Here is a 12900-nt window from a genome sequence, read left to right as displayed (position 1 = left end):
AGCTTTTGCTGCTTCCGTTAAAATGGACAACCTTATATTGGAGGCAGAAAACCATATGAATAAAATAGGAATAAATAAAAAAATTGAAAAGAAAGCTAAAAGGAAAAAAGTAGGCATAATATTTATTATATTTATATTATTTCTTTCAATATTTTTAATGATTACTTTTAAAACTAATTTTTTTCATATTAAAGATATAGATATCAATGGAAATAAAAACCTATCCGATTTACAGATTATTAATGCTTCGGGGATTGTCCTTAAGGAGAATATAATGAAAGTAAATTTAAGTTATACTAAAAAAAATCTTCTTAGCATGCCTTATATAAAGGAAGTTAAAATTAAACGAAAATTACCTAACCGGATTATTATAGATGTAGTGGAAAGAGAAGAAAAGTTTCTTATTCCTTATATGGGTTCTTACATTTATTTGGATGAAGACGGATATATATTAAGGATAAGCCCAAAAGAGGGGGAAGACAAACTTCCTCTTCTAAAGGGGATATCAGTTGAGGAACCCCAAATTGGGGAAAAGTACAAGATTAAAGATGAAAAAAATTCAGCCGAAATTAACAGTTTTATACATGATTGCATTAAAATAAATATTATAGAAAGTGTTGCCGGCTTCGATTTTACTGATGAAAACAATGTTCTTATCAATTTAAAAAAAGGGATAGTAGTTGCATTTGGACCCTTAGATAATATAAAATATAAGTTAAGCTATTTGTTGGAAATATTAAATGATGTTAATAAGAAAGAAATTAAGTGTAAATACATTTACTTTAATAAAGGAGAAAATCCTATTATTGTAACCGATAACAATTAGGGGGATATAAATGAAAAAAGGTCAATTATCTATAGGTTTGGTTTGTATTTTGTTAGGGGTAATATTGTCCATTCAATTTAAAACCGTATCTGAGACGGTAGGAGAAGGAGTACTTCCAACTCAGAGAGCACAGCAGCTGGCTGCTGATCTTAAAAAATTACAAAAAGAAAGAGATGATCTCCAGAAGGAATTAGACACTTTAGAATCTAAGATAAAACAATACGAAAAGGGAGAGTCAGACAATAACTCATATACCGAGGGGTTATATAATGAGTTGGAGAAATACAGAACTCTTGCAGGATATATTGATATGAAAGGCCCAGGAGTAATATTCGAAATAGATGATCCTCCGATGGATGTACAGTTTGGTCAAGGAAATAGTATAGTATATGATACGGATATAATAATTCAAATCATAAGTATTTTAAACTCTGCGGATGCGGAAGCCATATCAATTAATGATCAAAGATATACTTCCTTTACCGAGATAGTTCAGGCTAATGATCATTTGGAAATAAACGGAGTTTCCGTAGGGCCGCCAATAGTTATTAAAGCCATAGGGGATCCTTCCGTGTTGGAATCTGCATTGTCTATAAAAGGCGGAATTAAATATTATCTTGAGAATAATACGGATTATAAAGTTCAATTAAAACAGGACCAAAACGTATCAATACCAAAATATAGAAAAATCAAGAATTTTACTTTTGCTAAGCCGGTTCAGGAGACAGCTAATTAGTATGGGAGGATAATTATGGGAAGATTATCGAAGATTAATGTTATATTTTTTGTATCATGCCTATCTATCGGAATGGCGTTATCTATGCAGGCAAAGCAGCACCTGGAAAGCTATACTCCTGTTACTTTGAAGTCCATACAAGTTTCTAAGAATGATATAGCTGCTCTTAATGGAGAAATTGGAGAGATGAAAGAACTGGTTGAAAAAAAGAAGAAAGAACTTAGCTTAGTGAAAAGTGTAGATAAAGGAAATAAAAGCATAGAAGAACTGTTAACAGAAGAAGTATCTGATGCAAAGGCCCAATCCGGATATACGGATATGGAGGGTCCGGGGATAGTAATAAAGATGAGAGATAATCAGGATAAAGAAATAGTCGGATACTCAGTTGATTATGATATTATTCATGATGTGGATATTTTAAATATATTTAATGATTTAAGAAGTGCCGGGGCTGAAGCTATCAGTATTAACGGACAGAGGATTATGTCTACGTCGGAGATAAAATGCGGAGGTCCTATAATAAGAGTAAACGGGAAAAGCGTAGGTACCCCTTTTGTGATAAAAGCCATAGGGGATCCTAAATTACTATATGCCGCTATAAATGCTCCAAACAGTTATGCTTATAACTTAAAAAATGTTTTTAAAATTGAAGTTGAATCGCGGATAGAGGATTCGGTTGAGATACCGGCTTATTCTAAAGATGTTGATTATAAATTTGCAAAACCTGAAAAAGAAGGTGAATAATATGTTTTTTGCTTTAATTGGAATTTTGATTGGAGTTATAATTGGTTTATTATTGCCTGTGACTTATAATCCCGCTTATGCTCTTTATATTTCTGTAGCAGTACTTGCGTGTCTCGATTCTGTTTTTGGAGGTATAAGATCAAATTTAGAAAATAAATTTGATACTAAAATATTTATTTCAGGCTTTTTCGGGAACGCTCTATTAGCAGCTTTTTTGGCATATGTTGGAGACAGACTTGGAGTCCCATTATACTATGCGGCGATTTTTACCTTTGGAGGAAGATTATTTGATAATTTTGCAAGGATGAGAAGAATTATCATATCGAAGAGACGCAAAGAGGAATAATTATAGAAAGGTCACATTTTATAAGCCAATTTTGCTGAAAGGAGGAGAATTGTATGGGGGAACTGATTACTTCAGTTGATATAGGAACATCTAAAGTTTGTGTAATAATTGCCGAGATAGATAAGAGTAAGCAAATTCGAATAATCGGAGTTGGAATCAGTCCTTGCTATGGTGTAAAAAAGGGCATCGTGGTAGATATAGAAGATACGTCGAAAGCCGTTTCTTATGCATTAGAGCAGGCAGAGAATATGGCAGATATAGAAGTTGATAATGCTTATGTTAATATTGCCGGAGGATACACAAAATTTACAAAAAATAAAGGAGTTATAGCTGTTTCTAATGAAAATAGAGAAATAAATTCCGATGATGTAAAAAGAGTTTTAAATTCAGCAACCATAATATCAATTCCTCAAAATCAGCAAATAATAGATATTATACCATTACAGTATATAATTGACGGATACGATGAAATAAGAGATCCCATAGGAATGACGGGAATTAGACTTGAAGCTGATGTAGATATTGTTACCGCTTCCGCTACTACTGTGCTTAATATTGTTAAAAGTGTAAATGGAGCAGGATTGGAAGTTCTTGGAATAGTAGCTGAACCATTAGCCACATCCGAGTCGGTACTGACTGAGGATGAGAAAGAATTAGGTGTATTACTTATAGATATAGGAGCAGGAACTACTGACGTGTCCTTATTTAAAAATGGGAGCCTGATTTATAATTTCTTAGTACCTATAGCCGGGAACCACATAACTAATGATATATCAATCGGTTTTAGAATACCATATAAGGAAAGTGAAGATATAAAAAGAAAATATGGTTTGAATTTTAATCCGAATGTTAATAAAAAAAGGATTATTGAGGTAACTCCTATCGGTTCTGATGAAAGAATAAATATTACTAATGCGGAATTGAGTGAAATAATTGAAGCAAGGGTTAATGAAATAATTGAAATTATCTATAAGGAATTGTTTAAAAGAGGATTTGTCAAAGACATATTGGCCGGAATCGTATTGACGGGAGGTGGAATTGGCTATTTTCCAAAAGGAGTAGATTTAACGAAGAAAATGTTTGAGCTGCCTGTAAGAATAGGCAAACCGGATTACATAGGAATACAAGAGCCTATTTATTCAACTGCAGCTGGGCTTATAAATTATTCTTTAAAGAGGAAATTTAATTATTATGTAGAATATAATAATGTACATAATAAGAAGACAAGCAGTAAAGCAAATTCTAATAAAGGATTATTATCATTTTTAAAAAAAGTCTGGGAGGAATATTTTTAAGGGGGTTTATGAGGTGTTTGACTTTGATATGGAAGTAGAAGAATATGCGAAAATAAAAGTAATAGGTGTAGGCGGCGGTGGCAATAACGCATTAAACAGAATGATTGAATGTGGTGTTAAAGGAGTAGACTTTATTGCGATTAATACCGATAGACAAGCCCTTTTTGCGTCAAAATCCGATACGAAAATTCAAATTGGAGAAAAGCTCACTCGAGGATTGGGAGCAGGAGCAAACCCTGAAATAGGAATGAAAGCAGCAGAAGAGAGCAGAAATGAGATTTCCGATTCCATCAAAGGTGCCGATATGATATTTATTACAGCAGGAATGGGTGGAGGAACCGGTACGGGAGCTGCACCTATAGTTGCTGAAATAGCAAAAGAATTAGGGATTTTAACAGTAGGGGTTGTAACAAAGCCATTTACTTTTGAAGGCAGAAGAAGGATGATTCATGCGGAAAAAGGCGTTGAAGACTTAAAGACCAAGGTAGATACTTTAGTTACCATACCTAATGATAGACTGCTTCAGGTGGCGGAAAAAAAGACCACTATGGTTCAGGCTTTCATGATGGCAGATGAAATACTTAAACAAGGCATACAAGGTATTTCTGATTTAATAGCGGTTCCGGCACTGATTAATCTGGATTTTGCCGATGTAAAGACTATAATGTTAAATCAAGGAATTGCTCATATGGGTATAGGCAGAGCCCAAGGAGAAAACAGGGCCGTTGAAGCCGCTAAGCAAGCTATTCAGAGTCCGCTCCTTGAAACATCTATAGAAGGAGCAAAGGCGGTTCTTTTAAATCTTACAGGTGGAGCAGATCTTGGTATATTTGAGGTTAATGAAGCAGCAGATTTAATACGAGAATCCGTAGATCAAGACGCAAATATTATTTTTGGAGCAGGAATAGATGAAAGTTTAAAAGATGAAATTAAGATTACGGTTATAGCCACAGGATTTGAAAATCAGAAAAGCGAAAGAAAGTTTCTTAAATCCGATAAACTCGGAGCAGATTCGAGGGTTAAAGCTAAGGAAGAAGCTGCCACATCTCAGTATGATTTAGATGATTTGGATATACCGACGTTTTTAAGGAGAAAAGATAAATAAATAGTATTTTGTCTAAAAATCGTTTCTTTAAGGGAGAAACGATTTTTTTCTTTATATAGGATATGACATTTTTTTTTCCTTCTTAGAAGTATAATATACATAAATTATGAGACAAGTGAATAGAAGTATATTATGAATATTTTAAAGGGGGGTCTGATGGTGTATGTGTATGTTGAATACTTACTCTTAGAGAATGCAATTATAAATTTTATTATATTATATGTTACAAATAAAGTTACAAGAACAAAAACAAATAAAATTAGGATTTTAATTGCGGCAATTGTTGGTTCCCTTTATGCACTAGTGGTATTTTATCCTGAATTCCATTATCTAACGAAATTTTCAGTTAAGGTGTCTGTTTCAATATTGATGATAGTTATAGCTTATAATCCGGCAAAGCTTAAAACGTTTATAAAACTCCTTGCTTATTTTTATATAATTTCATTTATTTTTGCAGGAGCGGGATTAGCTGTATTTTATATTTTGAAAAATAGTGATTTGACTTATCACAAGATATATTTTATAAATGATTTTACGTCTCAACTTCTTATTATAAGCATAACATTTTCCGTATTATTAATAAGATATGTTTTTAACTATTTTAATTTAAAACTTAATAAAGAAGATGTATTTACGGAAGTAGCCGTGACTTTGAGAGGAAGGAAGGCAATATTTACCGCTTTGGTAGATACGGGAAATTCTCTTAAAGAGCCTATAAGTCAAAAACCTGTAGTTATTGTGGAATTTGAAGCTATTAAGAATATACTTCCGTTAAAATTACAAAATTACTATATGAAAAATAAAGGTTTTAATTTAGATGATTTTACAAATATAATGATGGAATTGAAAGATGAAATAAAATTAAGGTTTATACCTTTTAAATCCATAGGGAAAGACAACGGCATACTGATTGGATTTAAACCGGATGAACTGGATATTTTAAATGAGAAGATAAATAGAAGAATAACTCAGGATATAGTAATAGCGATATATAACAACAAAATGTCAGATGGGGAAAAATATAAAGGATTGCTTCATCCGGAGATCTTATATAAGGGGGTATAAAAATGTTTATAAACATCAAATATAAAATTAATAAATTTCTTTTTAAGATACTTTATAGATTGGGAATCAATAATATACATTATATTGGAAGTGGAGAAGTTCTTCCTCCGCCGTTAAAACCGGAAGAGGAATTGTATTATGTTTCCAAATTAAAAGAAGATGCCGATGTTAAAAGTGTATTGATAGAGAGAAATTTGAGGCTCGTAGTGTATATTGCAAGGAAATTTGAAAATACGGGCATAAATATAGAGGATTTAATATCCATAGGAACTATAGGACTTATAAAAGCAGTTAATACTTTTAATCCTGATAAAAATATAAAATTGGCGACTTATGCTTCAAAATGTATTGAAAATGAAATACTCATGTTTTTGAGAAGAAATAGTAAATCAAAGGCGGAGATATCCTTTGACGAACCATTAAATGTTGACTGGGATGGAAATGAACTTTTACTTTCGGATATATTGGGAACAGAAGGAGATACTATATTTAAATTTTTAGAAGAAGAAGTGGATAAAGAACTTCTCAATGAAGCAATCGACAAATTGTCAAATCGGGAAAGGAAAATAGTGGAATTAAGGTTTGGCCTTAAAAACGGAAAGGAAAAAACTCAAAAGGAAGTGGCGGATATGCTTGGAATATCTCAATCCTATATATCACGGCTTGAAAAAAGAATAATAAAAAGGCTTAGAAAAGAAATGATGAGAATGGTTTAATTAGTGAATAAAAAAAAATCTACAGGTAATAATTTTATTTTAAAGGGGCAAAACTTATTGAAAGGAATGAAGTGGATGCATACCAATAAAGTAGAAATTTGTGGAGTAAATACTTCAAAATTACCTGTCCTTACCAATGAAGAAATGCAGGAACTATTTAAAAAAATAAAACAAGGAGATATGGAAGCAAGAAATAAGTTTATAAATGGGAATTTAAGACTGGTCCTAAGCATTATACAAAGGTTCAACAGAAGAGGTGAGTATGTAGACGATTTGTTCCAAGTAGGGTGTATCGGCCTTATAAAAGCTATTGATAATTTTGATACCAGCCAGAACGTTAAATTTTCAACTTATGCGGTGCCTATGATAATAGGAGAAATAAGAAGGTATTTAAGAGATAATAATCCCATAAGAGTAAGCAGATCCTTAAGGGATATTGCTTATAAAGCCCTTCAGGCAAGAGAACACCTTATATATAAGAATTCAAAGGAGCCGACTATAACAGAAATTGCGGGAGAATTAGGTATTCCAAAAGAAGAAGTGGTTTTTGCTTTAGATGCCATTCAAGAGCCTATTTCCTTGTTTGAACCTATATACCACGATAGTGGAGATGCAATATATGTAATGGACCAGGTTAAAGACGAAAAAAGTGAAGATGAAGTTTGGCTTCAGGGAATAACGCTGAGGGAGGCTTTAAGCAAATTAAACAGCAGAGAAAAACTGATATTGAATTTAAGGTTTTTTGAAGGTAAGACTCAAATGGAAGTTGCAGAAGAAATCGGCATCTCTCAAGCTCAAGTATCAAGACTTGAAAAAAATGCTCTTAAAAGTATGAAAAAATATGTGTAATTAAAATAATACCTCACCATTTTTAGGAATATTTCTTCTATATATTAAAGTATATATATAGTAAAGAAAATAAGAAAAGGATTGGTGAGGTATTATGTTGAGGTTATCTGATATGCGTCAAAAGGAAGTAGTTAATATTGATAATGGTACAAGAATCGGATTGATATATGATTTTGAAATAGATTTAAATTCGGGAGATGTATCGGCAATAATTATACCGGGAGAGGGAAAGATACTTAATTTTTTTGGGAAAAGCCAGGATTTGATTATTCCCTGGGAAAACATAATTAAAATAGGAACCGATATAATCTTGGTGGACTTAAAATATAGCAGAAAATAAGGGATTAGACAATTTGAATTTAATATATTATAATCAACTTAGATAATAATTAAATGAGGTGAGAAGATGAATTGTCCCTTTTGTGATTACTATGAGACAAAAGTAGTGGATTCGAGGCCGACGGATGAAGGACAAGCCATTAGAAGAAGAAGAGAATGTATAAAATGCGGGAGAAGATTTACTACTTATGAAAAAATTGAAGAGATACCATTGGTCGTAATAAAAAAAGATGGAAACAGGCAAGCTTATGATAGAAATAAATTACTTACAGGGATAATTAAAGCCTGCGAAAAAAGGCCCGTGTCTATGGCTGTTATAGAAAATATGGTAAATGATATAGAAAAACGGCTGTATAATTCTATGGAGAAAGAGATAACCAGTAAATATATAGGGGAAAATGTAATGAATGAGTTAATAAAAGTTGATGAAGTGGCTTATGTGAGATTTGCATCTGTATATAGACAATTTAAAGATCTGAATACTTTTATGGATGAATTGAAAAAGATATTGGATAAGGAAAAATAATACTGCTTTCGGAGGAGTTCAATATGGATTTCATAGAAAAATCTTATAAAGAAATGATCTATTACGAAATACCTTTTTTTAATGAGAATAAAAATGTTAAAACTATTTTTACATCAAGAATTGGATTTAATAAAGGGAATATTTTAAATAATTTAGCTTTGCTGTTTGATGAACCTGAAAATAAAATTGTATTTTCTAACCAAGTTCATGGGAATAATATATCAATAATTAAGGATATAAATTTTTATAACGAAACAGAAAAACCTAAGGGAGTAGATGGACTTCTCACAGATAAAAAAAATATAGTATTGGTTACTGTTCATGGAGACTGTGTTCCATTATTTTTCTTTGATAAGAAAAGAAAAATTATAGGATTGGCTCATGCAGGATGGAGAGGAACTTTATCGGATATTGGTGGTAAGATGATTAACTTAATGAAAAGAGAATTCGGTTCCGAACTTTCTGATATTATTGTGGGAATTGGACCTTCTATCGGGCCCTGCTGTTATGAAGTCGGGGAAGAAATCTACGAATCATTTGTCGGTAAACATCTTTTTTTAATTGAATGTTTTGAGAAGAAAGAAGGAAAATATCATTTGAATCTTTGGAGAAGTAATGAATTGCTTATTTTAAGAGCAGGAATTCTTAAACAAAATATTGTTAATAGCTGCCTATGTACCAGTTGCCATAATGACAGATTTTATTCCTACAGAAAAGAGAGGACAATGGAGCGAATGGCGGCCGGAATTAAACTAATGGGATGAATAGGAGAATAGACTATGTATGAAAAAATACTTGTTGTTGATGATGAGGAGCATATTGTTGAACTTCTTAAATATAATCTGGAAGCTAACGGTTATGCTATAAAATCAACTTATAGCGGCAGGGAAGCTTTAAACATGGCAGAGAAAGAAAAATTCGATTTAATAATATTGGATTTAATGCTTCCCGAAATTGATGGTATTGAAGTTTGTAAAAGATTGAAAGAGAATAGTGATACCGCGAATGTTCCGATTATTATGCTTACTGCCAAAAGCGGCGAAATAGATAAGGTTTTGGGCTTAGAAATAGGGGCGGACGATTATATAACGAAACCTTTCAGCGTGAGAGAACTTCTGGCAAGGGTCAGAGCTTTATTGAGGAGAGTCAGCAAGAAAACGGAAATAAAAGGGAAAGTTATCATCGATAAAAGGATAATCATAGACCTGGATAAGCATGAAGTTTATAAGGATGATAAATTAGTTGATTTGACTCTGAAGGAATTTGAACTCTTGAAAGTCCTTTTGGAGAGTAAGGGAAAGGTATTTTCCCGGGATATGCTTTTAAATATGATCTGGGGTTATGATTATTTTGGGGAAACAAGGACAGTAGATGTGCATATAAGAAACTTAAGAAAAAAGATTGAAGATGATGATAAAAATCCTAAATATATAGAAACTGTAAGAGGAGTGGGCTATAAGTTTAAATAGGAGGGAAAATGAAAAAGAAGATATTTGTAATTCTTTTATTATTGTCTTTGATAGCAATAACGATTTTGTTTGTTGAATTTTTGAGTTCTCAAAGGATTGTTTACGGTACGGTAGCAAACATCAAACTTGCTTATTATATTTTTGTATTTATATTTATAGGATTCCTTATGACACTTTTAACTTATTTTTATAGAAATAAGGATTTTAAAATATTATCTAAGGAATTCAATGAGGTAAACAAGCAATTAAATAGTACTATATTGCAACTTAGGGAAAATAATATAAAGTTTAAATCCATTTTGACAAGTATTACCGACGGAGTAATTGCGGTGGATAACAATAAGAATATAATTTTTATTAATTCTTCTGCCGAAAAAATTTTTAAAATGGATGAAGAAGAAAGCATAGATAAAAATTTGGATTATATCATTAAAGACGAGAAAGCACAGCAGGTATTTTATGAATTATTAACAAAAAACGGAGAAGAAAGGGAATATGAAATTTCGGGACTCGATCACAAGGTGATGAAAATCAATTCTAATTTTATTTTTGAAGATAAGAACTCCAGGGAAAAACTTGGAACAATCTTTGTAATACGGGATATAACCGAATTAAAAAAACTCGAGAGTATAAGAAAAGATTTTGTGGCAAATGTAAGCCATGAATTAAAAACTCCTTTGACTTCTCTGAAAGGATTTATAGAAACCCTTAAGAGCGGTGCAATCGGGGATCCCTCAGTATCTGATAAGTTTTTAAATATTATGGACATAGAAGTAAACAGAATGAATGCTTTAGTGGAAGACCTTCTGATGCTGTCTGAAATAGAAAGTGAAAAAAGGAATGCACTGGATGAATATTTTCATATAGAAGAAGTAATTGATGAGGTATTTCAGGTTTTGAATATTAAAGCTGAGAAAAGGAATATTGTATTGTCCCGGGGAATAAAGAAAGGGATACCTGCTATATATGGAAATTTTAATTATTTTAAGCAGATGATATTAAATTTAACCGATAATGCAATAAAATATACCCAAAAGGGTGGAAAAGTAGTTGTCAAAGCGCAGAAAATCAGAAGCCACGTTGTTATAGATGTAATTGATACAGGTATAGGAATAGCGCCGGAGGATCAGAAAAGGATATTCGAGAGATTTTACAGAGTTGATAAATCAAGATCTAAGCAGATGGGAGGAACAGGATTAGGTCTTGCAATAGTAAAGCATATAGTATTAATGTTTAAGGGGACGATAACGATAAACAGCAAGTTTGGAGAAGGTTCAATTTTTACTGTAACCATACCTTTAGATGGGAAAGACTAAAAATAAATATATAATACAAGGGATGATACCATGAAGAAAAATATTCTCAATGACATAATACTGCAAAGTATTTTGCAGTATTCTTATATTGGAATCCATGTTATAGACGAGGAACGAAAAACCATAATTTATAATGAGGCTATGGCAAAAATAGAAGGATTAGAATCTCAAAATGTAATCGATAAAGACTTACTGTCTATATTTCCAAGCCTGAACGAAGAAACGAGTACACTCCTTAGCGTAATGAAAACTAAGGAACCTATTATTAATAAAACTCAGACATATTTAAATTATAAAGGACAAAAAATAACAAGTGTGAATTCAACAATTCCAATATTCTGTAAGGAAAAAATTGTGGCGGCATTGGAAATAGCAGAGGACGTTACTCATATCAGAAAGCTCTCCGATCAGCTTATTGATCTTCAAAATGATCTTGTTACAACAAACAAAACTAAAGGAAATATAGGAATCAGAAAATATAAATTCAGCGATATTATAGGAAATAACGATAAAATGAAAATAGCTGTAGACATAGGTAAAAGAGCCAGTAATACCATATCCAGCGTATTAATATATGGAGAAACCGGATCGGGGAAAGAACTTTTTGCTCAGAGCATACATTATGGAGGAATCAGAAGAAGAAAACCTTTTATAGCTCAGAATTGTGCTGCTATACCTGATACTCTCCTTGAAGGAATCTTTTTTGGTACTGAAAAAGGCGGTTTTACAGGGGCCATAGAGAGACCTGGAATATTTGAACAGGCAAGTGGAGGGACTTTAATGTTAGATGAAGTAAATTCTATGCCTGTAATGCTTCAGGCAAAGCTGTTAAGAGTACTTCAGGAAGGCTACATTAGAAGAATTGGTGGCGTTAAAGATATACCTATTGATGTAAGAATTATTGCTACCGTTAACGAAGATCCGGATGAATGTGTAAAAAAGGGATTATTAAGAAAAGATCTTTATTATAGATTAAATGTGGTGTACATAAAGATTCCTCCCCTCAGAGAGAGGGTAGATGATATTCCTGTTATATGTAATTATTTTATTGATAAATATAATAGAAATTTAAATAAGGATGTATGGATAATATCGGATGATGTACTAAATTCTTTTTATACATATTCATGGCCCGGGAATGTAAGAGAACTGGAAAATGTAATCGAGTCAGCCATGAATTACATATCCGATGATGAGCATACTTTAAAAAAAGAGCATTTTATAACAAATTCCCATATATTTAAAAAGTATGATAATCCAAATGTATTAGATAGTATGGATTTATCAATACCTCTTCCTAATTTAATGGATAATATTGAGTGTAAAGTTATAAGCTCTGCATTTGAGAAATGTAATTATAACGTTTCAAAAACAGCTAAAAAGTTGGGAATCAAAAGGCAGACTCTTCAACATAAAATCAAAAAGTATCAATTATAACATTTATCGCCATGCAAATATATTGGCGTTAACGCCAATATATTTGCATGGCGATATTTTTTTGCTTTAATATTTCCATAAGTTTCTTTTGAGAAACCTCTATATTTCCAAATTCTGATCTTAAAACCCTT

At 32.0% G+C, this 12900-nt stretch carries 15 protein-coding genes; all 15 read left to right on the top strand.

Annotation, left to right across the window (positions count from 1 at the left end):
• Positions 1–55 precede the first annotated feature (55 nt).
• The 15 genes from EQM13_RS11040 to EQM13_RS10970 all read left to right on the top strand — a co-directional run bounded on the left by EQM13_RS11040 (position 56) and on the right by EQM13_RS10970 (position 12769).
• Complete coding sequence (locus tag EQM13_RS11040) at positions 56–826, top strand: cell division protein FtsQ/DivIB (RefSeq protein ID WP_161567229.1); 771 nt, start codon at positions 56–58, stop codon at positions 824–826.
• Between the two features lie 10 nt (positions 827–836).
• Entirely contained in the window at positions 837–1562 is a 726-nt protein-coding gene (locus EQM13_RS11035; RefSeq protein ID WP_071139066.1) for a DUF881 domain-containing protein, read from the top strand.
• A gap of 15 nt (positions 1563–1577) precedes the next feature.
• A complete protein-coding gene (locus EQM13_RS11030) occupies positions 1578–2306 on the top strand; it encodes a DUF881 domain-containing protein (RefSeq protein ID WP_071139067.1) in 729 nt (242 codons plus the stop codon).
• A gap of 1 nt (position 2307) precedes the next feature.
• Positions 2308–2652 carry a small basic family protein gene (locus EQM13_RS11025; RefSeq protein WP_071139068.1) on the top strand — a complete coding sequence of 115 codons (345 nt, stop codon included), beginning with the start codon at positions 2308–2310 and terminating at the stop codon, positions 2650–2652.
• 53 nt (positions 2653–2705) lie between these two features.
• Positions 2706–3947, top strand: coding sequence for a cell division protein FtsA (gene ftsA / locus EQM13_RS11020; protein ID WP_071139069.1), 1242 nt, complete (start codon positions 2706–2708; stop codon positions 3945–3947).
• A gap of 13 nt (positions 3948–3960) precedes the next feature.
• Positions 3961–5052, top strand: a complete 1092-nt coding sequence (gene ftsZ, locus EQM13_RS11015; protein WP_071139070.1) for a cell division protein FtsZ — start codon at positions 3961–3963, stop codon at positions 5050–5052.
• 159 nt (positions 5053–5211) lie between these two features.
• On the top strand, positions 5212–6117 hold the full coding sequence (gene spoIIGA, locus EQM13_RS11010; RefSeq protein ID WP_071139071.1) for a sigma-E processing peptidase SpoIIGA: 906 nt from the start codon (positions 5212–5214) through the stop codon (positions 6115–6117).
• A 2-nt stretch (positions 6118–6119) separates the two neighbouring features.
• A complete protein-coding gene (gene sigE / locus EQM13_RS11005) occupies positions 6120–6833 on the top strand; it encodes an RNA polymerase sporulation sigma factor SigE (RefSeq protein WP_071139072.1) in 714 nt (237 codons plus the stop codon).
• A gap of 3 nt (positions 6834–6836) precedes the next feature.
• The gene (gene sigG / locus EQM13_RS11000; RefSeq protein ID WP_454665253.1) at positions 6837–7682 is read left to right on the top strand and encodes an RNA polymerase sporulation sigma factor SigG; all 846 of its coding nucleotides are present in this window, start codon (positions 6837–6839) and stop codon (positions 7680–7682) included.
• Between the two features lie 94 nt (positions 7683–7776).
• Positions 7777–8022, top strand: coding sequence for a YlmC/YmxH family sporulation protein (locus EQM13_RS10995; protein ID WP_114218024.1), 246 nt, complete (start codon positions 7777–7779; stop codon positions 8020–8022).
• A gap of 66 nt (positions 8023–8088) precedes the next feature.
• Entirely contained in the window at positions 8089–8547 is a 459-nt protein-coding gene (gene nrdR / locus EQM13_RS10990) for a transcriptional regulator NrdR (protein WP_071139074.1), read from the top strand.
• A 23-nt stretch (positions 8548–8570) separates the two neighbouring features.
• On the top strand, positions 8571–9311 hold the full coding sequence (pgeF, locus tag EQM13_RS10985) for a peptidoglycan editing factor PgeF (protein WP_071139075.1): 741 nt from the start codon (positions 8571–8573) through the stop codon (positions 9309–9311).
• A gap of 15 nt (positions 9312–9326) precedes the next feature.
• Complete coding sequence (locus EQM13_RS10980; protein ID WP_071139076.1) at positions 9327–10016, top strand: response regulator transcription factor; 690 nt, start codon at positions 9327–9329, stop codon at positions 10014–10016.
• Positions 10017–10024: 8 nt separating this feature from the next.
• A complete protein-coding gene (locus EQM13_RS10975) occupies positions 10025–11332 on the top strand; it encodes a sensor histidine kinase (protein WP_128752686.1) in 1308 nt (435 codons plus the stop codon).
• Positions 11333–11362: 30 nt separating this feature from the next.
• The gene (locus EQM13_RS10970; RefSeq protein ID WP_128752685.1) at positions 11363–12769 is read left to right on the top strand and encodes a sigma-54 interaction domain-containing protein; all 1407 of its coding nucleotides are present in this window, start codon (positions 11363–11365) and stop codon (positions 12767–12769) included.
• Positions 12770–12900 lie beyond the last annotated feature (131 nt).

It is taken from the genome of Acidilutibacter cellobiosedens (genome assembly GCF_004103715.1).
Lineage (GTDB): Bacteria > Bacillota > Clostridia > Tissierellales > Acidilutibacteraceae > Acidilutibacter > Acidilutibacter cellobiosedens.
The sequence above is the reverse complement of the archived record's forward strand: the minus strand, read 5'-3'. Positions and strand labels throughout refer to the sequence as shown.

Excerpts from the sequence above, each read along its gene's own strand:
- EQM13_RS11040 (WP_161567229.1), top strand. The coding sequence starts at position 56 with ATGAATAAAATAGGAATAAATAAAAAAATTGAAAAGAAAGCTAAAAGG.
- EQM13_RS11035 (WP_071139066.1), top strand. The coding sequence starts at position 837 with ATGAAAAAAGGTCAATTATCTATAGGTTTGGTTTGTATTTTGTTAGGG.
- EQM13_RS11030 (WP_071139067.1), top strand. The coding sequence starts at position 1,578 with ATGGGAAGATTATCGAAGATTAATGTTATATTTTTTGTATCATGCCTA.
- EQM13_RS11025 (WP_071139068.1), top strand. The coding sequence starts at position 2,308 with ATGTTTTTTGCTTTAATTGGAATTTTGATTGGAGTTATAATTGGTTTA.
- ftsA (WP_071139069.1), top strand. The coding sequence starts at position 2,706 with ATGGGGGAACTGATTACTTCAGTTGATATAGGAACATCTAAAGTTTGT.
- sigE (WP_071139072.1), top strand. The coding sequence starts at position 6,120 with ATGTTTATAAACATCAAATATAAAATTAATAAATTTCTTTTTAAGATA.
- EQM13_RS10995 (WP_114218024.1), top strand. The coding sequence starts at position 7,777 with ATGTTGAGGTTATCTGATATGCGTCAAAAGGAAGTAGTTAATATTGAT.
- nrdR (WP_071139074.1), top strand. The coding sequence starts at position 8,089 with ATGAATTGTCCCTTTTGTGATTACTATGAGACAAAAGTAGTGGATTCG.
- pgeF (WP_071139075.1), top strand. The coding sequence starts at position 8,571 with ATGGATTTCATAGAAAAATCTTATAAAGAAATGATCTATTACGAAATA.
- EQM13_RS10980 (WP_071139076.1), top strand. The coding sequence starts at position 9,327 with ATGTATGAAAAAATACTTGTTGTTGATGATGAGGAGCATATTGTTGAA.
- EQM13_RS10975 (WP_128752686.1), top strand. The coding sequence starts at position 10,025 with ATGAAAAAGAAGATATTTGTAATTCTTTTATTATTGTCTTTGATAGCA.
- EQM13_RS10970 (WP_128752685.1), top strand. The coding sequence starts at position 11,363 with ATGAAGAAAAATATTCTCAATGACATAATACTGCAAAGTATTTTGCAG.